Raw genomic sequence first — 26,969 nt, forward strand, 5'->3', positions numbered from 1 at the left:
GGAGAACGACATGCATCAAAACAAAGACCTAAAGCGCGTCGCCTGAATCCGCTTCAGCGCGACGCGCTTTAATCGTCCTTTGCTTGAATTCCGGCGGGCCGTCTTTGACGGCCCGCCGGTTTTTGCATGATAGTCGTTGGAGCCAGGACGGTCTGGCAAGGAGGGTTTCGTGGCGCATTGGCTGCAATTGATGCTGGAATCATTGCCGACATTGCTGTGGGCGGCGCTGATCTTCACCGTGCCGCTGACGCTGCTGTCCTTCGCCCTCGGGCTCATCGCCGGGCTGGTCACGGCGCTGATCCGGCTGTTCGGCCCGAAGCCGCTGGTGGCGCTCGTCCGCTTCTATGTTTGGATTTTTCGCGGGACGCCGCTTCTGGTCCAGCTTTTCCTGATCTTCTACGGCCTGCCGTCGGTCGGCATCCTGCTCGATGCCTTTCCCGCCGCGCTGATCGGCTTCACGCTCAACATCGGCGCCTACAGCTCGGAGATCATCCGCGCCGTCATCGGCTCGGTGCCGAAGGGGCAATGGGAGGCTTCCTACTCGATCGGCATGACCTGGAGCCAGGCGATGCGGCGCACGATCCTCCCGCAAGCGGGCCGCGTCGCGGTGCCGCCGCTTTCCAACACCTTCATCTCGCTGGTCAAGGACACCTCGTTGGCGGCGGCAATAACGGTGCCCGAAATGTTCCAAGCGGCGCAGCGCATCGTCGCCACCACCTATGAGCCGCTGATCCTTTATGTCGAGGCGGCGGCGCTCTACCTGGCGATGAGCTCCGTGCTGTCGGCGCTGCAGGCGCGGCTTGAGGTGCGGCTCAACCGCTATGGCGGCTTCCTGGAGGCCAATGCATGATCGGCCTCACCGACATCGAAAAGCGCTTCGGCGACAACCTCGTCCTGAAGGGCGTCACCGTCAGCATCGACGAGGGCAGCGTCACGGCGCTGGTCGGGCCTTCGGGCGGCGGAAAGAGCACGCTTCTGCGCTGCATCAATCTCCTGGAAATCCCGACCGCCGGCACCTTGCGCATCGGCGATGAGACGCTTGCGTTCCACCCCGGCGCCAAGGTGCCTTCAAGAGATATCCAGCGGGTGCGCCTGCAGACCGGCATGGTGTTCCAGAACTTCCAGCTCTTTCCGCATCGCACCGCGATCGAGAATGTCATGGAAGGGCTGGTCACAGTGCTGAAATGGCCGCAGCCACGGGCGCTCGAGCGGGCAACGGCGCTGCTCGAGAAGGTCGGCATGGCACACAAGGCCGATGCCTGGCCGGCAACGCTGTCCGGCGGCCAGCAGCAGCGCGTGGCGATTGCCCGGGCGCTGGCGCCGTCGCCGCGCGTGCTGCTTTGCGATGAGCCGACCTCGGCGCTCGATCCGGAACTGGCGCAGGAAGTGGTCGATGTGCTGGGCCAACTGGCGCGCGAAGGCACGACCATGGTGATGGCCACGCATGATCTCAGGCTTGCTTCCAAGATCGCGCAGGAAGTGGTGTTCCTCGATGCCGGTGTCGTCGTCGAGAAAGGTCCGGCCTCGGTCGTGTTCGACCGGCCAGAGCGTGAGCGGACCAAGCGCTTCATCGCCTCGCTACGGCAGGAAGAGGCGCAGAGGGAGGCCGGCGGCGAGGGATCAGGTACGATTTCTTCGTAGGTCTGCGCTGCCCCTCATTGCCCTGCCGGGCATTTCTCCCCGTATAGTGACGGGGAGAAATGATGCTTTCATCAAAGCTTCGCCAATTTTCACCGTTGCAAGACCTGCACCGAGGTTGCGGCCATCTGCCTTCTCCCCGTCACTATACGGGGAGAAGGTGCCGGCAGGCGGATGAGGGGCGGCGCAGACGCTCGATAGAACGCGCCTCATCCCCGCGTCCCACCCACAAAACCGGCCCAGAAACAAAAAACCCGGCGCGGAGCCGGGTTTTTTGAGTTCGGGTGAGTGATCAGCTCAGGCAGCTTCTTCCTGCTCGGCTTCCTCGTTGTCGGCCTTGGCGCCGCGCTTCGGGCCCTTGTTGAGGTTGACCTCGATGAGGCGCACGGCTTCCGTCTCCGACATGCGGTTGACGGCCGCGATCTCGCGGGCCATGCGGTCGAGCGCGGCTTCGTAGAGCTGGCGCTCGGAATAGGACTGCTCCGGCTGGTTGTCGGCGCGGTAGAGGTCGCGCACCACTTCCGAGATCGAGATCAGGTCGCCGGAATTGATCTTGGCATCATATTCCTGCGCGCGGCGCGACCACATGGTGCGCTTGATACGGGCGCGGCCCTGCACGACCTTCAGCGCGCGATCGACATAGTCCTCTTCCGACAGCTTGCGCATGCCGATCGAGGTCGCCTTGGCGACCGGCACCTTGAGCCGCATCTTGTCCTTCTGGAAATCGATGACGAACAGTTCCAGCTTGTGACCCGCGACTTCCTGCTCGTCGATCGCCACGATCTGACCGACGCCATGCGCCGGATAGACGATGAATTCGCCGGTCTTGAACCCGTGACGGGCCGCGGTAGACTTCTTCTGCGGGGTGATCGTTGCCATTACGCCCTGAACTCCTTAGTTGTAGCGCCGGCATGGCGGCGCCGGCTGAAACTCAGACGATCGGCGGAAGCCGACCTTTAGCCGCACAACATGTGAACCACCGGAATAAGCCGGGACCGACAAAGCGCACGAATGCCACCTGCCTGCCCCAGATCGCTCTGGTCCGGATTGAGAAGCTCACCTTTCAGTGATTTGGGGCGTTAGCGCCATAAATCGACGTTGTGTCACCGGCATGTTCCGCTCATGTAACACAAAAAGTCGGAAGAATCAAGGTTTTGCTGCATTCGCTAAGGCCGAGCTTCATCACTGCCTGTCAAGACAGCAATTGTATCGGGGCCGTTACGTCGGGTCATGCCGGCGGTGCCGGCAGCCAAATCAGTCGCCTTCGCCGGGCTCGGGCGAGAAATATTTCTCGAACTTACCGGTCTCGCCGTCGAAGGCCTTGGCGTCCGCCGGCGGCTCTTTCTTGGCGGTGATGTTGGGCCATTTCTCGGCGTATTCGGAATTGACCTGCAACCATTTGTCGAGGCCGGGCTCGGTGTCCGGCTTGATCGCGTCGGCCGGGCATTCGGGCTCGCAGACGCCGCAGTCGATGCACTCGTCAGGATGGATGACGAGCATGTTCTCGCCTTCGTAGAAACAGTCGACCGGACAGACCTCGATGCAGTCCATGTATTTGCATTTTATGCAATTATCGGTCACGACATAGGTCATCGCAGGCTCCGGGACGTCCCGTATTTGCTGGGCTTTTTTGGTGAGGTAACGCCTTTGCCCGTCGCTTGCAAGGGCAGGGCCTGCGTGTCTGAGCCGGCTTCGCGGAACAGAATTCCAGCCGTTTGCCGCGACGAGGTTCGGTTATGTCTTCAGTCCTCGCCGAGCAGCCGGTCGGTGTGTCGGCGTTCCCGCTTGGTCGGGCGGCCGCTGCCGGCCTCGCGCAAGGCCGGAATGGCGTCGGGAACGGCCTCGCCCTTCGGTGTCGGGAGCGGAGACATGTCCTCGTAAAGCAGGCGCGCTTCCTCGGCCGGGCCACGCCGGGTTCCGGGGTTGAGCACTTTCCAGACCATGATACGGCGGTCGAGCGTGATGGTCAGCACATCGCCGGCCTTGACCAGATCCGAGGCCTGCGCTGCTTTGTCGCGATTGATGCGGACCCGTCCGGCGACGACGAGCTTGGCCGCCAGCGACCGCGATTTCACCGCTCGCGAGAAGAACAGCCATTTGTCGATGCGCTGGCGGCCTTCTCCAACCATCGGAACCGGCCGAGGCTATTTCTTCAGCTGGTCGCGCAAGGCGGCGAGCTTGGCGAAGGGCGAATCCGGGTCGAAGCGCTGCGGGCGCTCCTCGCGCGGCTTGCTTTGGAAGACCGGCTTGCCGGCGTTGCCCTTACCGCCCTGCCTGTCGCCTTTCCAGTCCGGTCGGCCCTCGCGGCGGTCGGGACGCTCGCCCTGCGGCCTGGCGTCCCGCTTCTCGCCGGCTTCGCGCCGATCGCCGGCTTCCGGCCGCGGCTTGAACTTCGAGCGGTCGAAGCGCGGCTTGTCGGCACCGTCGCGTTGGTCGCGGCGGCCCTCATGCGTCGGCCGATCGCCGGGCTGGCCGGCTGCGGCGCCTGCCTGGCCGCGCGGGCGATTATCCCGGCGGTTGTCGTGGCGATGGCGCGGGCGCTGATGATCGAAGCGCGCCTGCCGCCACAGCAGGATCGGCTTCGGTTCTTCCTGCTCGGCAGAGGCTTCACCGGCGGCGGCGCTACCCTCCCCCTCGTGGGGAGGGTGGGCGCGCAGCGCCGGGGCGGGGGGAGCGCCGGCGCCGTCAGCACTATCTGCATCGCCGGCGCTTTCACCCCCACCCGCGTCGCTTCGCGCCGCGACCTCCCCCATCGAGGGGGAGGTGGGAGCCTCAGCCGCCATCGGCTCTGTCGCGGTTACGGCTTCTTCGACAGTCTCGGTTTGAGGCTGCTCTTCCGACACCGGCTCTACGCCAATCTCTGCGGCGGGCTCTGTCCCGGCGTCTGCCACCGCTTCCGTGGTTTGCGCTTCGTCTGCCGTTTCCGAAACCTCGGCAGTCGATGCTTCGGCAACGGCATCGGCGGTTGCCTTCGCCGCCTGAGCCGCCTCGTCCGCCGCCAGCTTCGCTGCGGCGGCCTCACGGACGGCGTTGTCCTGCGCCTCGAGCTTGGCCTTCACCTCGGCGGCCGGCTTTGGCTCGGCGCGATAGCCGAGGCCTTTGAGGATCTCTTCCATGTCGTCGGCGGTGGCGCCGAGGATCGACATCATCGGCGGCGTCACCATGAAGGCGTGGCCGTCATAGGCGCCGTCCGGGCGCTGGCCGAGGCCGGGCTTCCAGTTGGTCGCCGGGCGGATGAGGTCGGCCAGCCGCTCCAGTATGTCGACGCGCACGGCGCGGCGCCCCAGATTGCGATAGCCGGCGAGCTTGTAGAAGGTCTTGTCGAAGGCCACGTCGATGACCACCGAGGTGCGGCCCGAAGCCAACGCGTGGACCACGTCGCCGAAGCCGGGCTTGTCCTTGCCGTCGTTCTTCAGCGCCCAGAGCAACGTCACCAGCCCGGCCGGCGCCGGCTTGATCAACGCCGGCACAAAGACATGGTAGGCGCCGAAGCGCACACCGAGGCGACGCAGCGCTGCGCGGCCTTCCTGGTCGAGCGACTTCATTTCCTCGGCGATGTCGCGGCGGTTGATGAGGCCGAAATGCTCGACGAGCTGGAAGGCGATGCCGCGGGCGATGCCTGCGAGCTGCTCGGCATTCTTCAGATCGACCAACGGCTTCAGCAGCGTTTCGATCTGGAAGTTGACGAAACGCTCGGCGCGGGCCGCGACCTTGTCGCGTGCCGGTCCGGTGAGCTGCTCGTCGGCAAGCAGCACAAGGCGCGGCTTCAATGCCTCGTCGCCGGCCACCAGCGTCCCGATCGGGGCACCGATCCAGCGCAGGATGCCGTCCGAGCCCAACGCCAGATCGCCGTTGGAGCAGGCGGCGAAGCGTTCGGCGCGTGCCTCGAACTCCGCGCTGAGCGCCTTCTGGGCAGCAGTGCGCACCGCCTTGGCGTCTTCGCCGCCGGCGCTCTGGTCGGCGGTGAAGCGGAAACCCTGCAACTCGCCGACATGATGGCCTTCGACGAGGACGGTTCCGGTAGGGCTGATTTCGGCTTCAGGCATGGTATTTTCTCTAAGGCGCCGCATGAGGACGGAAGTCCTGCGGTCTACGAAGCGTTTCGTCAACCGCTCATGCAGCGCATCCGACAATCTGTCTTCGATTTCGCGCGTCTTTTCCTGCCAGTGTGCCTGATCGGCCAGCCAGCCCGGTCGGTTGGAGACGAAGGTCCAGGTGCGGATCTGGGCAATCCGGTGCGACAACGTGTCGATGTCGCCATCCGTCGTGTCGGCCCGCCGCACCTGCTCGGCCATGTAATTTTCGTCGACATGGCCATGGCGCGCAAGGTCCAGGTAGATCGAGGCGACAAGGTCGGCATGCTGGGCGGGCGCGATCTTGCGATAGTCCGGCAGCGCGCAGGCTTCCCAGAGCAGCGCCACGCGCTCCCTGCCGGTGGCGAGCGCCCTGATGCCCTCGTCGCGCGACAGATGCTCAAGCGCCTGGGCATCGACCGCCGGCAATGCCCGGGTCAGCCCTTCGACCGGCGCGTTGGTTTCGATCGAGCGCTTCAACGCGTCCAGGCCGGAGAAATCGAAATCGGCGGTGCGCCACTGCAGCACCTTCACCGGGTCGAAATCGTGCCCCTCGATCTTCTCGACCAGACCCTCGTCGAGCGGATCGACCTGGCCGGTGACGCCGAAGGTACCGTCGCGCAGATGCCGGCCGGCGCGGCCGGCGATCTGGCCGAGCTCGGCGGCGGTCAAATTGCGGTACTGGTAGCCGTCGAACTTGCGGTTCTGGGCGAAGGCGACGTGCTCGAGGTCGAGGTTCAGCCCCATGCCTATGGCGTCGGTGGCAACGAGATAGTCGACGTCACCCGACTGGAAGATCTCCACCTGGGCATTGCGGGTGCGGGGCGAGAGAGCGCCGAGCACGACGGCAGCACCGCCCTGCTGGCGGCGGATCAGCTCGGCGATCGCGTAGACCTCGTCGGCGGAGAAAGCGACGATCGCCGTGCGTCGCGGCAGGCGGGTGAGCTTCTTCGATCCGGCATAGGCAAGGTGCGACAGCCGCGGCCGCGTCACAACCGACACGCCCTTCAGCAGCTTCTGGAGGATGCCGTGCATGGTGGCGGCGCCCAAAAGCAGCGTCTCCTGGCGGCCGCGCAGATGCAGGATCCGGTCGGTGAAGATATGGCCGCGCTCGAGATCGCCGGCGAGCTGCACCTCGTCGATGGCGACGAAGGCCGCATCGGTCTCGCGCGGCATCGCCTCGACGGTGCAGACCGAATATTTCGCGCCCGCGGGGACGATCTTCTCCTCGCCGGTGACCAGCGCCACCTTGTTGGCGCCGACCTTCTCGCAGACGCGGCCATAGACCTCGCGGGCAAGCAGTCTGAGCGGCAGGCCGATGACGCCGGTCTCGTGCGCCACCATGCGCTCGATGGCGAGATGGGTCTTGCCGGTGTTGGTAGGCCCAAGCACAGCCGTCACGTCGCGGCCCGAAAGGATCAACGGCTGGGTGTGTTTGGGCTGGATATTCATCGGCTCGGAAATTTAAGTCTTTCTGCCGCTTGTTGTCGGGAACGCAGCGATGCCGCCGCGTGTGACAGGCGACACATAGGGATTTCAGGCGCGAAGCGAAAGTGGAATGTTTCCCTTACAGACCACACTCCGACAGGCAGGGGTCAAAATCCGCTGTCGATTAACCGTTGGAACGAGTCTGGAACGAATCGGCGACGAATCGCTGACTCGTCCTGATTCAGGTTTTGTTCACGGCTATATGTGGATTTTTTGACGATGAGTCTCACCACATGCTGAATCCCGGAGTTGGCCCGTTTCATGCTTGCCTCAGCCGTGCCTTGAAGGGTCGTTAACCTTTGCCGGCGAACGGTCAGGACTATCTGAATGCGGTCGCCAAGATTATGAAATTGTTGATCTTTCCTAATCGGCGTTAATCACTTCCGAACCGTTTCCGGCTCTTCGCGTTAACTTTTCGACCAAAGCCGGAACGAATCGGCGACGAATCAGCGATCTGCGAGTTTTCCCGGTTTGTTCACGCCTAGATATGGTGTCGTCCACAGCTTGCGCACCGAAAATTCACAGCTTGTGAACGAGGTTTCGCACAGGGCACGGCGAGGCCGTTAACCTTTGCGTGCCGAATTGAGGCAAGGTGTCGTGTCGGCGATGGACGACGCAGAAAGAAAAAGGCGGCCCGAGCGTTCAGGCCGCCCCGCAACCGGGACAAGCCTCAGGCGAAATACTGCCCGCCATTGGCGGTGATCGTCGAGCCGGTGATGAAGCCGGCCTCGTCCGAGGCCAGGAAGACGACGCAGCGCGCGATTTCTTCCGGCTCGCCGAGGCGACCGACCGGGATCTGCGGGATGATGCGTTCGTTGAGCACCTTCTCGTCGATGGCCTTGACCATCTCCGTGGCGATGTAGCCGGGGCAGATGACGTTGACGGTAATGCCCGCGCGCGCGCCTTCCTGGGCCAGCGCTTTCGAGAAGCCGATGTCGCCGGCCTTCGACGCCGAATAGTTGGCCTGGCCGGCCTGACCCTTCTGGCCGTTGATCGAGGAGATGGTGATGATGCGGCCGAACTTGCGGTCGCGCATGCCGCCCCACAGCGGATGCGTCATGTTGAAGACGCCGGAGAGGTTGGTATCGATGACTTCCTTCCACTGCTCGCGCGTCATCTTGTGGAACATGGCGTCGCGGGTGATGCCGGCATTGTTGACCAGCACTGACACCGGGCCGAGATCGGCCTCCACCTTTGCGATGCCGGCGGCGCAGGCGTCGTAGTCGGCGACCGACCATTTGTAGACCGGGATGCCGGTCTCTGCCTTGAACTTCGCGGCGGCCTCGTCATTGCCGGCATAGTTGGCGGCCACCGAATAGCCGGCACTCTTCAGCGCCACCGATATCGCCGCACCGATGCCGCGCGATCCGCCCGTGACGATTGCTACCTTGGACATGAGGTTCCTCCCTTTTTGTCGCTGAAGCGAATAGAGAGTAGCGAATAGGGATTTGGTGTCCCATCGCGCCGACGCCGTTCTTCTCTATTCGCTACTCCCTATTCGCTATTCGCTCAGAGCGCTTCGACGCACAGGGCGACGCCCATGCCGCCGCCGATGCAAAGCGTCGCGAGACCCTTCTTTGCGCCGCGCCGGCGCATTTCATGGACCAGCGTGTTGAAGATGCGGGCGCCTGAGGCGCCGATCGGATGGCCGATGGCGATGGCGCCGCCATTGACGTTGACGATCGACGGATCCCAGCCCATGCCCTTGTTGACGGCGCAGGCCTGCGCGGCGAAGGCCTCATTGGCCTCCACGAGGTCGAGATCCTTGACCGACCAGCCGGCCTTCTCCAGCGCCCTCTTCGAGGCCGGGATCGGGCCCGTGCCCATGATCGCCGGATCGACGCCTGCTGTCGCCCAGGAAGCAATGCGGACGAGCGGGGTGATGCCACGCCTGGCGGCCTCAGCCTCCGTCATCAGCAGCGCCCCGGCGGCGCCGTCATTGATGCCGGATGCGTTGGCGGCGGTGACCGTGCCGTCCTTGTCGAAGGCCGGCTTCAGCTTGGTCATGGCGTCAAGTGTGGCGCCGTGACGGATATATTCGTCCTGGTCGACGATGGTGTCGCCCTTCTTGCCCTTGATGGTGAAGGCGACGATCTCGTCCTTGAACTTGCCGGCCTTCTGCGCGGCTTCGGCCTTGTTTTGCGAGGCAAGCGCGAACTCATCCTGGTCTTCGCGGGTGATCTGGAACTGACGGGCGACGTTCTCGGCTGTGTTACCCATGTGGTAGCCGTTGAAGGCATCCCACAAGCCATCCTTGATCATGGTGTCGATCATCTTGTAGTCGCCCATCTTGACGCCGGCGCGCAGGTGCTGGGCGTGCGGTGAGAGCGACATCGATTCCTGGCCGCCGGCAACGATCACCTTGGCGTCGCCCGTGGCGATCTGCTGCATGCCGAGCGCGATCGCCCTGAGGCCCGAGCCGCAAACCTGGTTGAGGCCCCAGGCGGTGGTCTCCTTCGGCAGGCCGGCATTGATCGAAGCCTGGCGGGCCGGGTTCTGTCCCTGGGCCGCGGTCAGCACCTGGCCGAGGATGACCTCGTCGACCTCCGAGGGCGCGACTTTGGCCCGCGTGAGCAGTTCCTTGATGACCACGGCGCCGAGCTCGTGCGCAGGCGTTGCGGCGAAACTGCCGTTGAAGGAGCCGACCGCGGTGCGGGCGGCGCTGGCGACGACGATTGAATTGGAAGCGGACATTTTCTTCTCCAGACTTCGAGCTGTCGTGTTTTAGGTATTGTTAAAGACTTTTCTTGCCCGTTCGAACCCTCAAGTCAAACCGGAAATGGGCATGGCGGCCATGCGCGGCAAGCACACCGCGGGCGGATCGTCACCGCATTGCGTTCGCTGCGCAGCATAATTTGCCACGGCCATCAGACACTAAATGATGCCGCACTGCACAAAGCGCTTGGAATTGTGACGCTTTTGCGCATATCCTCGATACATGGCGCAATCGTTACCGGCCGCTTGCTCAGAACGCGCCGGTATCCTGGGGAGGATACGGATGGCCGCAAAAGACGACCCGATCGTCATCAAGAAATATGCCAACCGCCGGCTCTACAACACCGGCACCAGCACCTATGTGACGCTCGAGGACTTGGCCGATATGGTCAAGAAAGGCGAGGAGTTCACGGTTCAGGACGCCAAGACCGGCGACGACATCACGCATCCGGTGCTCACCCAGATCATCTTCGAGCTGGAGAACAAGGACGGGCAGAACATGCTGCCGATCCCGTTCCTGCGCCAGCTTATCGCCTTCTACGGCGATCAGATGCAGATGATCGTGCCGAGCTTCCTCGAGCAATCGATGATCGCCTTCTCCAAGGAGCAGGAGCGGTTTCGCGAGCAGATGAAGGGCGCTTTCGGCAAGGCGCCGATGGACATGATGAAGACGCCGATGAAGGCGCTGGAAGAGCAGACGCGCCGCAACGTCGAGATGTTCCAGAACGCGATGCGCATGTTCACGCCGTTCCCAACGGCCGGCTCCAATTCCGCGGCGCCCACCGAGCCGCCGAAGAAGGAAGAGAAATCCGACGATCTGCAGGAATTGAAGGCGCAGATCGCCGCCATGCAGCGCAAGCTCGACACCATGTCGTAGGTTGCGTTGATATTCAGGTGAGGCCGGTCTGCAAATAGCGGCTTTCTGCGCTTCCGGCCTTCGCCGGCCGAAGCATTCATGAGAGTGGCGTGGTAGTTAAGGCTACGGCCGGCGTAGGCCGGTTCTCGAAAGCCACTATTTTCGACTCGGCCTGACCTGAATCTCAACACAACCTGGCGCGCTTCATCCTGACGGTGAGGCGCTAAATGTTGCCATCGGTCCCCTTCATCCCCGCAGGCCCGTTATAGCGGGCGCGGGGCCTGATCGGCCTGTTGCTCGTCACCTGCTCGATGGCATGTGCCGTCCAGCCGACGCTGCGCCCGAGCGCGAACAGGCGGAAGGGTGCGTCGGCAGGTAGCCGAAGGCCTCGCGTCAGCGCAGCCAGGGCAAAATCGATGTTCGGAGGCATGCCGGTCGCGGCCAAGGCAGCATCGCGCAAACGCAACAGCCCGGCGTCGATCTTGAACCCGGAAAACATAGCTTCGGCGCGCGGATCGCCTTCGGGATAGAGCTGGTGGCCGAAGCCGGGCAGCGGCCGGTCGTGGGCGAGCCAGCGCGAAATCGCCTCGTCCGGGCCCAGCCGCTCGGCATCCTCGACAAGGGCGATCGCCGCGGCGCCCGCGCTGCCATGGCGCGGGCCGGTAAGGGTGGCGAGGCCGGCAAGCAGGCAGGCCGCGATCGGCGCGCCGGTGGAGGCCGCGACGCGCGCGGCGAAGGTCGAGGCGTTGAGCTCGTGATCGGCGAGCAGCACCAGCGCCTTGCGGATGAGATCGGCGCCGGCGTCGTTGACCGACCAGCCGCGGGCAAGCCTTTCGTGTACAGGTTCCGAACCCGGGGCTGCACCGAGCGCCGTCGCAAGGACGCTGGTGGCGCTTGTGCCGTCCTGCTGCAGCATGGCCGGCCTGCGGCCGAGCGAGGGCCGGCCTTCGGCCGCAAGCGCCGAGAGCCTCGCAAAAGCCGTCGGGGTGCCGCTCTGCCGAGCGGTCGAAGGGGTCAACGAAGCGAAGGAGACCGAAGCGTCGGAGGCCCAAAGCAGGCCAGCGGTTTCCTCCAGCGTCGCCGTCGCCGCAAGCGCTGCGGCATCCTTGCCGCGATAGACGAGGCGGCCATGCAGAACCGTCGAGATTGCGGTGGTGATGGCGGGTTCGCCCCAGGCGATGGCGCTCTCGGCGATCGCCTGCGGGCTGCGTCCGCGCGCCCGGCGGGTGGCGAGCGCCGCGATGTCGTCGGCGCGGTACTGGCTGCGGCGCGGGTCGGCCCCGTCCGGCCGCATGCCGATGCGGCCGCGGCTGACATAGGCGTAGAGCGTCTGCGGCCGGACGTTGAGCCGCGCCAGCGCCTCCTCCCGCGTCAGCCATTCGGACATATCGCTCCGCGCCTATATTGATTCAGTTGATCAAGATTGATGCATTGATTGCGCAGCATTAATTGCAATGCACAAAAGGTCAAGGAGACAGTCATGGCGAACGGGCTCGATGATGTTGTGGCGGCGGACACGGTTCTTTCTGATGTCGACGGCGCCGGCGGACATCTCACCATCCGAGGCCACTCGCTGACGGAGCTGGCCGGTCGCTGGCGCTTCGGCCAGGTGGTCCGGCTGCTGTTCGACGGCTTTTTCGACCGGCTTCCCGGCGACAACGAACTGGAGAAGGCGATCGGCAAAGCGCGCGTCGAGGTTTTCGAACGGCTGCAGCCGATGCTTGGCCAGCTCGCGCCGCTCGACATCTACAGCGCCATGCGCGCCGGCATCGCCCTGCTGCCGGATGGCGAGGAGCTTGCCGATGCGCTCAGGCTGGCCGCGGCGCCGGCGGTGCTGACGCCGGCCCTGATGCGGATCGCACGCGGGGAGAAACCAATCGCTCCGGACGGACGTGCCGATCATGCCGCCGATATGCTGCGGATGCTCGGCGGCGGCGCATCGCCGGCGCTCGCCAAGGCGCTCGACACCTATCTGGTGACGGTCTGCGACCATGGGCTCAATGCCTCGACCTTCGCGACGCGGGTGGTGGCGTCGACGCAGGCGGGGTTGACCTCGGCGATCCTCGCCGGGCTCGGCGCGCTCAAGGGTCCGCTGCATGGCGGCGCGCCGGGACCGGTGATCGAGATGCTCGATGCGATCGAGGCGAGCGGCGACGCCGCAGCCTGGCTGCGCGGCGAGATCGCGCGCGGCGGGCGCATCATGGGCTTCGGCCATCGCATCTACCGCGTGCGCGATCCGCGCGCCGACGTGCTGAAGGCGGTCGTGCGGCAACTCGGCGCCCGCGACAGCCGGGAGACGGGCAGCCGGCTGGCCTTCGCCGAAACGGTGGAGCAGGTGGCGCTCGACGTGCTCAAGGTCGCAAAGCCGCAGCGCTCGATCCAGACCAATGTCGAATTCTATACGGCGCTGCTGCTCGAAGCCGCCGGCTTCCCGAAGGAGGCGTTCTCCAACGTCTTTGCCGCCGGCCGCGTCGCCGGCTGGATTGCGCACGCACGCGAGCAGCAGGCGACCGGCCGGCTCATCCGCCCGCAGTCGCGCTATGTCGGGCCGGTGCCGGATCTGGTGGCTTGAACCTGGTTCCTCGCCCCACTTCGACTGCGGCATGCACACATTTCCAAGCGGCTGGTCTTAGGCGATAGCGTGCATGGCAGCTTGGCGCATGCATTGTCTAGTAGCGGGGTCGACCCCCACTCCGTCTCGGCCACGCCGAGCCACCTCTCCCCCGATCGACGGGGTAGAGGAAAGGCGCCAAGCTTTTTGCCGTCGACGCTCGTCCAGCAACGCTCCCTTCCTTTCCCTCCGGAGGGGGAAAGGTGGCGCTGCGAAGCAGCGACGGATTGGGGGAACCACGTGGCAATCAAGCCTCGGCCTTATCAGTCACGCCAGTCACAGAAGTTGTGTGCATCCCCGGCCACTTTCGTGGGGCGAGGAAAGAGTCCCATGGACATAATTTCATCCGGTCACGCTTGTGTGTTCGTGTTCTTGCCTTGGTTCGTCCTTATATGCTGCACTGCAACATAAGCTGATAGCAGCGGCTCCGCCCAAATGACGCAAGGGCAGCCCACAGCGTCGAGACAAGGAACGGCATGGCGAAGAACGGCAAGGCGGAGGACAAGAAGAAGATCAACATCGCTCTCCAGGGCGGCGGCTCGCACGGCGCCTTCTCCTGGGGCGTGCTCGACCGGCTGCTCGAGGATGGCAGGCTGGAAATCGCGGCCGTGTCGGGTACCAGCGCCGGCGCCATGAACGCGGTGGCGCTGGCCGATGGGTTCGTGCGCGGCGGCGTCGAGGGCGCGCGCAAGAAGCTCGACGATTTCTGGCGCGCCGTGGCCTCGAAGGGCCGCTTCAGCCCGGTGCAGCGCATGCCGTGGGATGTCGTGTGGGGCAACTGGTCGATCGAGAACACGCCGGGCTACCTCTTCTTCGACACCATGTCGCGGGTGTTTTCGCCTTACGTCGCCAACCCGCTCGGCCTCAACCCGCTGCGCGACGTGGTCGAGAAGGAGATCGACTTCCGCAATGTGCGCGCCTGCAAGTCGATGGAACTCTTCATCTCGGCGACCAATGTCGAGACCGGGCAGCTGCGCGTCTTCTCCGACGGCGAGATCGACCTCGACACGGTGATGGCCTCGGCCTGCCTGCCGCAGTTGTTCCGTGCCGTCGAGATCAAGGGCGTGCCCTACTGGGATGGCGGCTATGGCGGCAATCCGGCGCTCTATCCCTTCTTCAAGACGGCGGCGACCGAGGACGTGCTCCTAGTGCAGATCAACCCGGTGGTGCGCGAAGGCACGCCGAAAAGCGCCAACGAGATCCAGAACCGCATCGACGAGATCACCTTCAACGCCGGACTCTTGCGCGAATTCCGCTCGATCGCCTTCGTCAAGGAACTGATAGCGGCCGGCCGCCTGCCGCATGGCGAATACCGCGATATCCGCATGCACCGTATCGATGCCGACGAGGCGTTCAAGGATCTCTCGGCCTCGTCGAAGGTCAATGCAGAATGGGCCTTCCTCGCCTATCTGCGCGACCTTGGCCGAAATGCGGCCAGTGACTGGCTGGAGGAGAACTACGATGCCGTCGGCAGCCAAGCGACGCTCGACCTGTCGGGCGAGCTCGACGACGGCTTCAAGCCGGTGCATGGTCCGGCGCCGGGCCGGCGGGTCAAGGAATTCCTCGCCGCACACCTGAAGCCGGAGGCGGCGCGCCGCCGGGCGTAGAACCGCCTCCAGACCCCTTGCGTGCATTTTAGGCTACGCTGAAACTTACCCAGCGGAACCGGCGGCGCGCTGGATTCACCTGCGCTGCGCGAGTAGTTTACCTCTACGTAAACGGGAGGTGGCGATGCTGCAGACCAGACAGAACGCTCTCGGGATCAGGTTTGAAGCGCAGTGCAGGGCCTTCGAGGCGGAACCCTTCCCCAGCCTCGAGGTGCGGAAGGATCGGCTGAAGCGGCTGCTGGCACTGACCGAAAGGCATGAAGCCGAGATCTGTGCTGCGATCGACAGCGATTTCACTGGACGGGCGGCGCAGGAAACGCGGCTTGCGGAACTTTTCGTCGTCCGCGCGGGGATCAGGCATGCCGTTCGGCATCTGCGCGGCTGGATGCGCGAGCGCCGTGTCGCCACCAGCCTGCCGTTCCTGCCGGGGCGCAATCGCCTTTTGCCGCAGCCGCTTGGCGTCGTCGGCATCGTGTCGCCCTGGAACTATCCCTTCCAGCTCGCCATGGCGCCTGCGACCGCGGCACTTGCCGCCGGCAACCGCGTGCTGATCAAGCCGTCCGAGCTGACACCGAAATTTTCGGACCTGCTCGCCCGTCTCGTCGAAGAGCATTTCTCTGCCGACGAGATGAGCGTGGTGGCCGGCGATGCCGAGGTCGGCAAGGCATTCGTGTCGATGCCTTTCGACCATCTCCTGTTCACCGGCTCTACCGCCGTCGGCCGGCAGGTGGCGCTGGCCGCGGCCGTCAATCTGACGCCGGTGACGCTCGAGCTCGGCGGCAAGTCGCCGGCGATCTTCGATCAGTCCTGCGATCTCGACGCCGCTGTCGCAAGCGTCGCCTACGGCAAGCTTTTGAATGCCGGCCAGACCTGCATCGCGCCGGACTATCTGATGGTCCCGCAAGGGCAAGGTGCCGCGATCGCCGCGAAGCTCGCCGCCGCGATGGGGCGGCTCTATCCGCGCCTGCGCGACAATCCCGACTACACGGCAATCGTCAGCGAGCGGCACCATCAGCGTTTGAGCGATATGATCGCCGAGGCCCGCGACAGCGGCGCCGATATCACCGAGGTCAATCCGGCTAAGGAAAAGCTTGGCGTGAGTGATCGCAAAATGGCGCCCGTGCTGGTCAGGAATGCCGGCGAGAATTTGCGGCTGATGCGCGAGGAAATCTTCGGGCCGGTGCTGCCGATCCTCGAATATGGCACGGTCGACGACGCCATCGAGCACGTCAACCGGGGCGAGCGGCCGCTGGCACTCTACTGGTTCGGCAAGGACAGCGCCAATCGCCGAAGGGTGATGCGGGAAACCGTGGCCGGCGGCGTGACGGTCAACGACTGCATGATGCATCTGGTGCAGGAGAGGCAGCCATTCGGTGGCGTCGGCGAGAGCGGCATGGGCGCCTATCACGGCGAATGGGGTTTCCGGACCTTCAGCAAGGAAAAGCCGATCTTCGTCCAGTCCAGGCTGAGCGCCGGCGGCTTGCTCAGACCGCCCTATGGCGGAACATTCGAGCGGCTGTTCCGGTTGCTGAACCTCATCACCTGACAGCATTATTTTCGAAGTGGGCGCGTCCTTCACATTGTCTCGTGCCAATGCAGCAAGTCATTACGCGAAAAATTTCCGCATCATACTGACACCTACTGCCATTGAACGGTTGGACGAGCGAAAAATCTGCCCGGACGGGGAAAAGCCGGGCAGTCGAGTGTCGAAAAAATAGAATAGAGCCTGTCCGCCACGGCTGGAGGCGCAATGATGCTGCAATTTTTCTCACTATATTGCGCCGCAACTTTGAGGTAGAAGCGCCCTTCGCCGATCACGGCAAATTGAAGATGGCTTTGCGCGCACCCATATCGGCCGCGCGCCCGGGAGTCGAAGGCGCCGACCTCGCCAAGCCAGCAACGGAAAAATGACGATGCCGAAAATCAGGTTTCACAAGCTTGCAGCCATTGCTGTGCTCATCGGATTTGCTGCCTGGATGGCAACGGGCGAGTTCTCGTCCGTGGGCAGCGCCGCCGACCACCAGAAGGCAGGAGAGGCAGGCAAAGCCACGCAATCCGGGGCCGACAAGCCCAAGACGGCGGAGGTCGAGCCGAAGGCCGCGCCCCGCACCGTCGCGGTGGTGACGCCGCCGCGCAAGACCTTTGCGCGCGCCATCCGCATTTCCGGGCTGACCGAAGCCGACAAGCGGGCGGTGCTTGCCACGCGCGTCGGCGGCGTCATCGACAAGCTGCCGGTCAAGCAGGGCGACCATGTCAAGACGGGCGACCTGGTGCTGATGCTGGCCGCCGAGGAGAAGATCTCGAACGTCGACAACGCCAGGCAGCTTCTGGTGCAGCGCAAGGCCGAGCTCGATGCCGCCGAGCGGCTGGCCAAGACCGGCAACCTGCCCAAGCTGCAGCTCGACACCGCCCGCTCGAACCTGACGGCGGCGCAGTCGATGCTGGAGACCGCGCAGGCCGAACTCGACCGCAACGAAGTGAAGGCGCCGTTCGACGGCGTCATCGACCGGGTGCCGGTCGAGCTTGGCAGCTCGGTCATGCAGGGCGGCGAGGTGGCCACCATCCTGAAGCTCGATCCGGTGATCGCGCGCGGCGAGATCAGCGAACGCGACCTGCGCTACATCAAGATCGGCGACGAGGCCAATGTGCGCCTGGTCAACGACCAGAAGGTCACCGGCACGGTGCGCTATATCAGCCGCGATGCCTCATCGCAGACCCGCACCTTCCGTGTCGAGGTGGCGATCCCCAACGGGGATGGCTCGATCCCCGCCGGCATGACGGCCGAGATCGCGCTCAGCGCCGAGCCGACCGACGCGGTGCTGCTGCCGCGCTCGGTAGTCACTCTGGGCGACAAGGGCGACCTCGGCATCCGCGCCGTCGGCAAGGACGACAAGGTGGCGTTCTTCCCGATCGACCTCGTCGACGACACCCCGACGGGACTGGTGCTCGGCGGCATTCCGCAGGACGCGCGCATCATCGTTGCCGGCCAGGAGCTGGTGAAGGAAGGCGATCTGGTGAAGCCCGTCGAGGCCGACCAGGCGACCATCAACAAGCTGATCAGCGAAGCTGCCGCCGGCACGCAGTAGCGCGACCGCCAGGCGCGCCGGGCTTGTCCCGGCGCCGCCGGTCAACGTCGCCGCTCACATGGAAACAGCAGGCATAGGTCATGGATATCGTCAGACTCGCCATCCACAACGCCCGCCTCACAATATCGGCGCTGATGTTCCTGCTTGCCGCCGGCTGGGTCGCCTATCAGTCGACGCCGAAGGAAGCGGAACCCGACGTTCCGATTCCGATGATGTATGTCAGCCTGATCTATCAGGGCATCTCGCCGGAGGACTCCGAACGCCTGCTGCTGAGGCCGATGGAGAGCAAGCTCAAGAGCCTCAAGGGGCTGAAGGAGATGCGCTCGGCCGCCTTCCAGGGCGGCGGCTATGTGCTGGTCGAATTCCAGCCGCAGACCGATCTGGCGACGGCGCTGCAGGATACGCGCAGCAAGGTGCAGGATGCCAAGGCCGACCTGCCGCAGGCGGCCGAGGAGCCGACGGTCAACGAAGTCAACGTCTCGGAATTCCCGGTTCTCGTCGTGACACTTTCCGGCGACGTGCCGGAGCGCGTGCTGACGGCCGCGGCGCGTGAATTGCGCGACCGCATCGAGGAAGTGCCGGGCGTGCTGGAAGGTTCGCTGCAGGGCGCGCGCGACGATTTGGTCGAAGTCGTCGTCGACCCGGTCAAGCTCTCCTCCTACGGGCTGCAACTCGACCAGGTGATGCAGGGCGTCGGCGCCTCCAACAGCCTGGTCGCGGCCGGCAACCTCGAAGGATCCGAAGGCAAATACGCGGTCAAGGTGCCGTCGCTGATCGAGACGCCCGAGGATGTCGCCAACCTGCCGGTCGTCGCCACGCCGAACGCTGTGGTGCAGGCCAAGGATATCGCCACCATCCGCTCGACCTTCAAGGACGCCGAGACGGTGACCCGCCTCGACGGCAAGCCGGCGATCGCCATCGAGGTGAAGAAGCGCATCGGCGCCAACCTGATCGACACGCTGAACCATGTCAGGGAGGTGTCGGACAATTTCATCAAGACAATGCCCGAGGGCATGCACGTCACCTACACGCAGGACAAGTCGGTCTTCGTCAACCAGCTGCTCGGCGACCTGCAGAACCATGTGATGATCGCGGTCATCCTGGTGTTCATCGTCATCCTCTATGCGCTATCGGGGCGGGCCTCCCTGCTGATCGGCCTCGCCATCCCCTCCTCGTTCCTGATCGGCATCCTGCTGCTGGCGATGATGGGCTACACGATCAACATGATCGTGCTGTTCAGCCTCATCCTGGCGGTCGGCATGCTGGTGGACGATGCCATCATCGTCACCGAATTCGCGGAACGGCGCATGACCGAAGGCATGCCGAAGGCGGACGCCTTCGCGCTTGCAGCCAAGCGCATGGCCGGCCCGGTGATCGCGGCGACGATGACGCGCATCGCCGCCTTCTCGCCGCTACTCTTCTGGCCCGGCATCATCGGCGACTTCATGAAGTACATGCCGATCACGCTGATCGTGACGCTGTCTGCCTCGATGCTCTATGCGCTGGTCTTCGCGCCGACGCTCGGCGCCATCTTCGCCAAGGCGCCGGCGCATCATGAGGAGAGCAATCGCGACGGCTGGTACATGGCGCTGGTCAAGCAGGCGGTGCGCTTCCCGATCACCGTCATCCTGCTCACCGTCGGCCTGCTGGTCGGCGTCGGCTTCGCCTATTCGAAATACGGCGCCGGCGTCGAGTTCTTCCCCAATGTCGAGCCGGATTACGGCCTGCTCTACGTGCATGCCCGCGGCAACCTTTCGCTGGCCGAAATGGACGCCGCCACCAGGACCGCCGAAAGCCGGCTGCTCGGCTGGCCGGGGGTGAAATCGGTCTATACGCGCGTCGGCAAGACGCAAGGCGGCGGCCAGGACATTCCGGAAGATGTCGTCGGCGTCATCCAGTACGAATTCGTCGACTGGCGCCAGCGCAAGTCCGCCAACCAGATCCTCAACGATCTGCGCGGCGTCATGGCCGGCATTCCGGGCGTCGATGTCGAGGTGCGCGTGCCCGAAGCCGGTCCGCCGACCGGCAAGCCGGTCCAGATCAGGCTTTCGGCCGCGGATCCTGCCGGGCTCGACGACAAGGCGCGCGCCGTCGCCGCGCGCATCGCCAAGATACCCAACGTCATCGATGTTTCGGACGGCCTGCCGCCGCCCGGCGTCGACTGGGCGCTCGATGTCGATCGCGCCAAGGCGGCGCAGTACGGCATCAGCCCGACCTCCGTGGGCACGGTGGTGCAACTGGTGACGAATGGCCTCAAGCTGTCGGAATACCGGCCGGCCGGCGCCGACGACGCGGTCGATATCCGGCTGCGCCTGCCGGAGGACCGGCGCACGCTGTCGACGCTGGACGAGCTTCGGGTGCAGACCTCGCAAGGATCGGTGCCGATCTCGAATTTCGTCGTCAGGAAGCCCGAGCCGACGGTCGGCATCCTCAACCGCATCGACGGCGCGCGAACCGTGGTAGTGCAGGCCAATGTCAGCGCCGGCGCGCAGGTGGCGGCGGTGCAGCAGGAGGTTACCAAGGCCGTCGCCGACATGGATCTCGGCAGCGGTATCCGCTGGAAGCTCGCCGGCTCCAACGAGGACAGCGCGGAAGCCAGCGCCTTCCTCAGCAAGGCCTTCGGCGCGGCGATCTTCCTGATCTTCCTGGTGCTGCTTGCGCAGTTCAACAAGTTCACCAGCGTATGGCTCGTGCTGTCCTGCGTGGTCATGGCGACGATCGGCGTGTTCCTCGGGTTGCTTCTGACAGGCGAGGCGTTCGGCATCGTCATGTCGGGCATCGGCGTCATCGCGCTCGCCGGCGTGGTGGTGAACAACAACATCGTTCTCATCGACACCTATGACCGGCTGCGCGAGGAAGGCTGGGACAAGATGGACGCGGTGCTGCAGACCTGCCGCGAGCGCGCGCGGCCGGTGGTGCTGACGGCGGTTTCGGCCATCCTCGGCGTGCTGCCGATCGCCTTCGGCCTCGGCCTCGAAATCTTCCATCACGAGACGACGATCAACGCGCCGTCGACGCAATGGTGGATTTCGCTGTCCTCGGCGATCGTGTTCGGCCTGTCCTTCGCCACCTTGCTCACGCTGGTGGTGACGCCTTCGATGCTGATGGTGTTCACCCGCGCCAAGGTGAAGCCCGGCGCGCGGCGCGGCTGGTTCAGCGGCCTGTTCCGCCTCGGCAAGGGCAAGGTCGTGACCGACGAACCGGCCAAGGAAGCCAACGCCGAGCCGGACGTCGCCTTCCCGAAAGCCGCGGAATAGCGGGATTTCGAAGCCCGAATGCGAAGAGCCGTCCGGGAACAACCGGGCGGCTTTTTGCATTGTTCCCTTGAAGTTCAACCAGACGGCGAGGGCTTTTCATGACGATCGGTACACTTCTTGTAATAATCCTGATCCTGATCCTGATCGGCGCAGTGCCTGCTTGGCCGCATTCGCGGGCCTGGGGCTACGGCCCATCGGGGATCGTCGGCGTCATCCTGGTCATTCTGCTGATCATGTTGCTGTTGGGCCGGGTCTGATCGATTTGCGGCCGGGCTTCAGAGCCCGGCCGTTTCATTTCCAGGACGCTCCTTGCCTTGATCAGGCGGCCTCGCGCGAGGGCGCGACGGCGATGCCGATATCCTGGATGGCTTCCGCCACCGCCCGGTCGAGCGGCGTGTGCGGGATTTCGCCGATGATTTCTTCGAGCCGCGTCGAGGTCAGCCGGTGCGCCTCGAAGCGCAGATAGGACATCGACACGATCTCGCGCCACATGGCCACGAACGGACTGCCGGCGCGCAGCACCCACCAGGGCATGAAAGAGAGCTTGAGCTTGCGTCCCAGCGCCTTTTCGGCCGCAGCCTTGATGTCGAGGTCGGTGACGGCGTGGCCCGGGAAGTTGATGGCTTCGTAGGAGCCGAGCTTGTCGAGGTTGCGCGCCAGTCCGACAAAGGCGACCGCAAAGTCCGGCAGATAGGCCCATTCGTGCACGAGGTCGGCCGGGCCGGGCGCGGTGTAGACGCCCTTCTCCATCTTGGCGGCGACGACGAGGTCGAACCAGGAACCGGTGCCGGTGCCGCCGAAGAAGTCGCCGGCCCGCAGGACAATGGTGCGCACGCGGCCGGCATCGGCCTCGCGGCGGAACAGATCTTCCATGGCGCAGCGGATACGGCCCTTCTCGGTGGTCGGATGGAACGGCGTCTCCTCCGTGACCACCTGCGGCATCGGCGAGCCGTAATTGTAGACGGTACCGGGGAAGAGGTGCAGCGCGCCATTCGCGCGGCAGGCGGCCATGACGTTCTCGGCCATCGGCAGGCATTTGCCCCAGTCGGTGTAGATCGGGTTGAGGCCGTTGAAGATGATGTCGACGCCTTGCGTTGCCCGGATCAGGGACTCGCGGTCGAAAGCATCGCCGGCGACAGCGGTTGCGCCCTTGATCTCGGCCGGCACCTTGCCGGTGCGGGTGACGGCGCGGACGTCGAAACCGGCGTCGATGAAGGCCTTGCCAACCACGCGGCCGAGCCGGCCATTGGCGCCCAGAATTGCGATCTTGGTCATTGTTTGTCTCCGTTGCTTGCGTTTTGCCCGCCTAATCTGGACACTCCGGAAACGAATGGAAATTGACTGAATCTGGCGATCTGATATTCAAAAATGAATGAATGAATTCGACTGGAACCTGATCAAGAGCTTCGTGGCGGTCGCCGAGACCGGCAGCCTTTCGGCGGCCGCGCGCAGCCTTGAAGCCAGCCAGCCGACGCTCGGCCGCCACATCGGCGAATTGGAGCAGGCGCTCGGCGTCACGCTGTTCCGGCGCGGGCGGCGCGGCTACGAGCTGACGGAAGCCGGCAGCGTGCTCTATGAGCGCGGCCGGGCGGTCAGCGAGCAGGCCAATGCCTTCTCGCTGCTGGCGCTGGGATCGGTCGAGGCGATCGAAGGCACGGTGCGGATTGCCGCCTCGGAGGTGGTCGCGGCCTATGTGCTGCCGCGGTTGACGGCGCGCCTTGGCGAGGAGGAGCCGGGCATCGAGGTCGAGATCGTCGCCTCCAACCAGGTCGAGAACCTGCTGCGCCGCGATGCCGACATCGCCATCCGCATGGTCAGGCCGGCGCAGAACGAATTGGTGGCGCGCAAGGTCACCGACATTCGGCTCTGCCTGTGTGCAGCCCAATCCTATCTCGAGCGACACGGCCGGCCGGAAAAACCAGCAGACCTCGCCGATCATGCCCTGGTGGGGTTCGACCGCAGCGACGAGATCATTCGCGGCTTCGCCGCCTTCGGCGTTCCGGTCGGCCGCAGCCACTTCCGCTTCAGGACCGACAACCAGATCGTGCTCTGGGAGGCGGTGCGGACGGGCAATGGCATCGGCCTTGGCCAGAAGCCGCTGGCAGACCGCGACCCGGATGTGGAGACGCTGTTGCCGGAGGTTCCCTTGCCCGTGTTGCCGGTGTGGCTCGCCATGCACCGCGACGTGCGCACCAGCATGCGCATCCGCCGCGTGGCGGATTTCCTGCATGAGGAGCTGAAGCGCTATTCGGCCGGCGCTGGAGCGGGGGCGAACTCGGCCCGGTGAGCGAGGCTCGCCATCAACAGCACGACGACCAGCAGGCCGGAGAGCGCGACGAAGATCGGGCCGAAGCTCGATCGCTCGGCGACGAAGCCGATCGCCGACGGCGCCACCAGAATGCCCGAATAGCCCATGGTGGTGACGACGCTCATGCCGGTGCCGGAGGACATGCCTTCCTGGTTGCCGCCGGCCGAAAACAGGATCGGCACCATGTTGGCGATGCCGAAGCCGCAGAAGGCGAAAGCGGCAATGGCAAGATAAGGCGAGGGCGAGAGGCCCCCCACCAGCATGCCGGCGGCGGCGACAAGGGCCGAGCCGCGCAGCGTCGCCACGGCGCCGAAGCGGTTGCGCACGCCGTCGCCCAGGAAGCGCATCAGCGCCATGACGCCGGAGAAAGCGGCGTAGGCTAGACCTGCAATCGCAAGATCGGCGCCGAGCTCCTGATGGAGGTAGAGCGCCGCCCAGTCGAGCACCGCACCCTCGGAGACCATGGTGAGCAGCGCCATCAGCCCGACCAGATAGACGATTGGGTGGCGCGGCAGCGCGAATTTCTGGTGCTCGGCGACCCGAGGCCTGTCCTCGGCGACGAGGTAACGAATGGCAAGGGCGATGATGGCGAAGGCGATCACGGTCACCACGATGGCGTGGGCGAGATGGCCGTAATTCTGGATGGAGTAGCCGCCGAGCGCGCCGCCGGCGAAGCCGCCCAGGCTCCAGAAGCCATGCGAGGACGACATGATCGCGCGGGAAAGCCGGCGCTCGACGATAACGGCGTTGGAGTTCATGGCGACGTCCATGCCGCCGATCGAGCCGCCGAAGACAAGCATGGCGATTGCCGCCAGCGGCACGTTGGGCGCCAGCGCCACGACCAGCAGGCCGAAGCTGCCGCAGAGGCCGAACCAGCGCAGCACTGTGCGCGAGCCGTGCCTGGAAATGAGATGGCCGCACCAGGTCATCGCCATGACCGCGCCGACGCCGAACAAAAGAATCAGCAGACCGAGCGTGAATTTCGAAATGTCCAGACGGGTGAGGAACACCGGGATCTGCGGCGCCCAACTGCCGGTGAGGAAGCCATTGGCAAGGAAAATCCCGGCAACTGCCCAGCGGCCGCGCGTCGCGGATTGCATTGTGGTTTGCAGGCTCATGCTCTGAAATCCGGTGCGCCGCCCGATTTTTGCGGCAAATTAGATCGATTCAATCTTCAGTCAAGCGCTGCCGGCCGAAAGCGCTTGGGCCAAGCGCGTCGGCAATCCGGCGCTTCCCGCCCGCACCGGAACGCGGCACAGTCGCGGTGTCCATTCCCAAGACATCACAGGACCGCCGCATGACCGCTCTGTTTCCCGCCGAACTCGCCTGGTACGCCACCGGCCGCTTCTATCGCGCCAAGGATGGCGCAGTGGCCGACTACGGATATTTCCTGCATCTGCCTTTCCCCGACGTGCCGCTGTTCGACGGCAAGCGCGCCGAGACGGCAGCGCATTTCACTTTCGCCGCAAGGCCGTTCAAGGCACCGGGGATCGACAACGGCGCGCTGTCGCTCGGGCTCGATCCGGTGGGAGAGTTCTCGCTCTATCTGCAGCGCCGGCCGATGGGGACCTTCGACGATCCAGCTTCGTTCGAGCAAGGCGAATGCATCGCCACCTTCCGCCGCACCAGCCTGGTGGCGGGCACGACGGTCGCGGTCTCCGCCGGCACGACGATGGTGCAACTGATCGGCACCAACGTGTTCTCCGCGCGCCTGCTCGCCAGCACTGCGTTTGAGTTCGGCGGCGGCCGCCATGATCTGGCGAGCCATCTCGGCGAGGGCGTCACCCAGTTCGGCACCTCCGCGGCAACGCCGATCGTGCCGCCGCCGGCCGGTTATGATCTGGTGCTGCCGTTCACGGGGTCGGCCATAGCGTTGGGCCGAGCCGGTTAGGGGCCTCAACGCAGGATCGAGGGCTCCGCTAGAGCAGTTCACCGTTTCATGGAAACGGCGACCCGCTCTATCTCTTTGTTTTGACGCAATTCCGGACGGAAAACCGCTCACACTTTTCCTGGAATTGCTCTAGGAGCAGTTGACCGTTTCACGGAAACGGCGACCCGCTCTATCTCTTTGTTTTGACGCAATTCCGGACGGAAAGCCGTTTCACACCTTTCCTGGAATTGCTCTAGTGATCCTTGGGGCGCTTGGCCTCGAACTCCGCCTTCTTGGCGTCCGACGCCTCGGTCTGGTTGAGCGCCTGCCATTCGGCATAAGGCATGCCGTAGATGATCTCGCGCGATTCATCCTTCGACAATGCAACGCCATCGGCCTCGGCGGCCTCGCGATACCAGTTCGACAGGCAATTGCGGCAGAAGCCGGCGAGGTTCATCAGGTCGATATTCTGGACGTCGCCGCGCTGGCGCAGGTGATCGACCAGCCGGCGGAAGGCTGCGGCCTCGAAATCGCGTTTCTGCTCGTCGCTGAGTTCGGTCATTTGTCTGTTCCCGGCCTGACGGCCTTCATGCTGGCCCGGTGCGCGAGCCGAACATCTTCACCTGGTGTATATCGGCACGGCGGTCGATGGCGTCAACGATCGGCGCCAGCCGTTCGGCCCAGGCAAGAGCGCCGGCGCGGTCGGCGATCAGGTCCTGGCGGATTTCGATCAGCGCGTGGGCGTAGCCGTTGACGATGGCGTGGCGGAACATGGTGTCGCCGCGCAAGGCGCCGTCATAGGGTTCGTTGTCGCCGACGACGAGGTTTTCGTCCTCAGCCAGCATGTCGATCAGCGGCCGCGCCACGCGGTCGTCGAGGTCCCACAGGATGCCGACATGCCAGGGCCGGATGAAGCCTTGCATGCGCGGGGTGAAGGAATGCACCGAGAAGATGAACGGCGCTTTCCCCGAGGCGTGCGCCACGGAAGCGATCATGGCGCCGACGGCGTCGTGATAGGGCCGGTAGAAGCGGTCGAGACGCCGCTCCCGCTCCTCGGCGGCCATCGGATAGTTGCCCGGCACGATGGTGCCGTCATAGAGCTGACGGATCAGCGTCGGGTCGTCCTCGCCCCGGTTGGGATCGATCAACAGCCGCGAGAAGCCGGCAAGCACCGCCGGCGCGTCGAGCGCCCCCGCCAGCTCGCGCGTCACCGTCTCGACCCCGATGTCATAGGCGATGTGGCGCTCGAACTCGGCAGCCGGTAGGCCGAGGCTGCCATACTCCTCCGGCAGGTCGCGGCGGGCGTGATCGGCCAGAAGCACGATGCCTTTCTTGCGGTCGCCCTCGACGATATCGAAAGGCGCGAAAACTGTGGATCGGGTCATCGGCTGAAAATGGGTCGGTCGCTGGCATCCGGGCAGGGTGGTATCGTCATTCCACGAAGAGGACTGAGGCGCAAT

At 64.8% G+C, this 26,969-nt stretch carries 22 protein-coding genes; 11 read left to right on the top strand and 11 right to left on the bottom strand.

The window, feature by feature from the left end; translation table 11 throughout:
- The first annotated feature begins 169 nt into the window (after window positions 1-169).
- Window positions 170-850, top strand: coding sequence for an ABC transporter permease subunit (locus EJ070_RS11495; protein WP_126091470.1), 681 nt, complete (start codon window positions 170-172; stop codon window positions 848-850).
- Complete coding sequence (locus EJ070_RS11500; RefSeq protein ID WP_126091471.1) at window positions 847-1,641, top strand: amino acid ABC transporter ATP-binding protein; 795 nt, start codon at window positions 847-849, stop codon at window positions 1,639-1,641. The genes EJ070_RS11495 and EJ070_RS11500 overlap by 4 nt, the downstream gene beginning before the upstream one ends.
- A 294-nt stretch (window positions 1,642-1,935) precedes the next feature.
- Here EJ070_RS11500 and EJ070_RS11510 read toward each other — a convergent pair whose 3' ends face one another.
- From EJ070_RS11510 to EJ070_RS11535, 6 genes are all read right to left on the bottom strand, one after another.
- A complete protein-coding gene (locus EJ070_RS11510) occupies window positions 1,936-2,517 on the bottom strand; it encodes a CarD family transcriptional regulator (RefSeq protein ID WP_040974338.1) in 582 nt (193 codons plus the stop codon).
- Window positions 2,518-2,892: 375 nt separating this feature from the next.
- Window positions 2,893-3,231, bottom strand: coding sequence for a ferredoxin FdxA (gene fdxA / locus EJ070_RS11515; protein WP_126091472.1), 339 nt, complete (start codon window positions 3,229-3,231; stop codon window positions 2,893-2,895).
- Between the two features lie 149 nt (window positions 3,232-3,380).
- Window positions 3,381-3,767, bottom strand: coding sequence for an RNA-binding S4 domain-containing protein (locus EJ070_RS11520; RefSeq protein ID WP_126091473.1), 387 nt, complete (start codon window positions 3,765-3,767; stop codon window positions 3,381-3,383).
- 15 nt (window positions 3,768-3,782) lie between these two features.
- A complete protein-coding gene (locus tag EJ070_RS11525; protein ID WP_126091474.1) occupies window positions 3,783-7,163 on the bottom strand; it encodes a helicase-related protein in 3,381 nt (1,126 codons plus the stop codon).
- Between the two features lie 706 nt (window positions 7,164-7,869).
- Complete coding sequence (locus EJ070_RS11530; protein ID WP_126091475.1) at window positions 7,870-8,595, bottom strand: beta-ketoacyl-ACP reductase; 726 nt, start codon at window positions 8,593-8,595, stop codon at window positions 7,870-7,872.
- 113 nt (window positions 8,596-8,708) lie between these two features.
- A complete protein-coding gene (locus EJ070_RS11535; RefSeq protein WP_126091476.1) occupies window positions 8,709-9,893 on the bottom strand; it encodes an acetyl-CoA C-acetyltransferase in 1,185 nt (394 codons plus the stop codon).
- Between the two features lie 304 nt (window positions 9,894-10,197).
- Between EJ070_RS11535 and phaR the strand changes: the two genes are divergently transcribed.
- The gene (gene phaR, locus EJ070_RS11540; RefSeq protein ID WP_126091477.1) at window positions 10,198-10,791 is read left to right on the top strand and encodes a polyhydroxyalkanoate synthesis repressor PhaR; all 594 of its coding nucleotides are present in this window, start codon (window positions 10,198-10,200) and stop codon (window positions 10,789-10,791) included.
- Window positions 10,792-10,993: 202 nt separating this feature from the next.
- Here phaR and EJ070_RS11545 read toward each other — a convergent pair whose 3' ends face one another.
- Window positions 10,994-12,157, bottom strand: a complete 1,164-nt coding sequence (locus tag EJ070_RS11545; protein ID WP_126091478.1) for a citrate/2-methylcitrate synthase — start codon at window positions 12,155-12,157, stop codon at window positions 10,994-10,996.
- A gap of 93 nt (window positions 12,158-12,250) precedes the next feature.
- Between EJ070_RS11545 and EJ070_RS11550 the strand changes: the two genes are divergently transcribed.
- The 6 genes from EJ070_RS11550 to EJ070_RS11575 all read left to right on the top strand — a co-directional run bounded on the left by EJ070_RS11550 (window position 12,251) and on the right by EJ070_RS11575 (window position 21,588).
- Window positions 12,251-13,342, top strand: a complete 1,092-nt coding sequence (locus EJ070_RS11550; RefSeq protein ID WP_126091479.1) for a citrate synthase/methylcitrate synthase — start codon at window positions 12,251-12,253, stop codon at window positions 13,340-13,342.
- A gap of 515 nt (window positions 13,343-13,857) precedes the next feature.
- Window positions 13,858-14,988, top strand: coding sequence for a patatin-like phospholipase family protein (locus EJ070_RS11555; RefSeq protein WP_126091480.1), 1,131 nt, complete (start codon window positions 13,858-13,860; stop codon window positions 14,986-14,988).
- A 124-nt stretch (window positions 14,989-15,112) separates the two neighbouring features.
- Entirely contained in the window at window positions 15,113-16,534 is a 1,422-nt protein-coding gene (locus tag EJ070_RS11560) for a coniferyl aldehyde dehydrogenase (RefSeq protein ID WP_126091481.1), read from the top strand.
- A gap of 367 nt (window positions 16,535-16,901) precedes the next feature.
- Window positions 16,902-18,074 carry an efflux RND transporter periplasmic adaptor subunit gene (locus tag EJ070_RS11565; protein WP_126091482.1) on the top strand — a complete coding sequence of 391 codons (1,173 nt, stop codon included), beginning with the start codon at window positions 16,902-16,904 and terminating at the stop codon, window positions 18,072-18,074.
- A gap of 80 nt (window positions 18,075-18,154) precedes the next feature.
- On the top strand, window positions 18,155-21,331 hold the full coding sequence (locus tag EJ070_RS11570) for an efflux RND transporter permease subunit (protein WP_126091483.1): 3,177 nt from the start codon (window positions 18,155-18,157) through the stop codon (window positions 21,329-21,331).
- Between the two features lie 98 nt (window positions 21,332-21,429).
- A complete protein-coding gene (locus tag EJ070_RS11575) occupies window positions 21,430-21,588 on the top strand; it encodes a DUF3309 family protein (RefSeq protein WP_126091484.1) in 159 nt (52 codons plus the stop codon).
- Window positions 21,589-21,649: 61 nt separating this feature from the next.
- On the opposite strand, the gene EJ070_RS11580 is transcribed toward EJ070_RS11575, so the two are convergent.
- A complete protein-coding gene (locus tag EJ070_RS11580) occupies window positions 21,650-22,606 on the bottom strand; it encodes an SDR family oxidoreductase (protein WP_126091485.1) in 957 nt (318 codons plus the stop codon).
- Window positions 22,607-22,703: 97 nt separating this feature from the next.
- Between EJ070_RS11580 and EJ070_RS11585 the strand changes: the two genes are divergently transcribed.
- Window positions 22,704-23,618, top strand: a complete 915-nt coding sequence (locus EJ070_RS11585; RefSeq protein ID WP_126091486.1) for a LysR family transcriptional regulator — start codon at window positions 22,704-22,706, stop codon at window positions 23,616-23,618.
- Here EJ070_RS11585 and EJ070_RS11590 read toward each other — a convergent pair.
- Window positions 23,576-24,757, bottom strand: a complete 1,182-nt coding sequence (locus EJ070_RS11590) for an MFS transporter (RefSeq protein ID WP_126091487.1) — start codon at window positions 24,755-24,757, stop codon at window positions 23,576-23,578. The genes EJ070_RS11585 and EJ070_RS11590 overlap by 43 nt on opposite strands.
- Window positions 24,758-24,936: 179 nt before the next feature.
- Between EJ070_RS11590 and EJ070_RS11595 the strand changes: the two genes are divergently transcribed.
- The gene (locus EJ070_RS11595) at window positions 24,937-25,530 is read left to right on the top strand and encodes a hypothetical protein (RefSeq protein WP_126091488.1); all 594 of its coding nucleotides are present in this window, start codon (window positions 24,937-24,939) and stop codon (window positions 25,528-25,530) included.
- Window positions 25,531-25,762: 232 nt separating this feature from the next.
- Here EJ070_RS11595 and EJ070_RS11600 read toward each other — a convergent pair whose 3' ends face one another.
- Window positions 25,763-26,071: a DUF1244 domain-containing protein gene (locus EJ070_RS11600; protein WP_126091489.1), complete on the bottom strand. Its 309-nt coding sequence runs from the start codon at window positions 26,069-26,071 to the stop codon at window positions 25,763-25,765.
- Between the two features lie 25 nt (window positions 26,072-26,096).
- A complete protein-coding gene (locus EJ070_RS11605) occupies window positions 26,097-26,894 on the bottom strand; it encodes an N-formylglutamate amidohydrolase (RefSeq protein ID WP_126091490.1) in 798 nt (265 codons plus the stop codon).
- Window positions 26,895-26,969 lie beyond the last annotated feature (75 nt).

Source organism: Mesorhizobium sp. M1E.F.Ca.ET.045.02.1.1 (genome assembly GCF_003952485.1).
GTDB lineage: Bacteria > Pseudomonadota > Alphaproteobacteria > Rhizobiales > Rhizobiaceae > Mesorhizobium.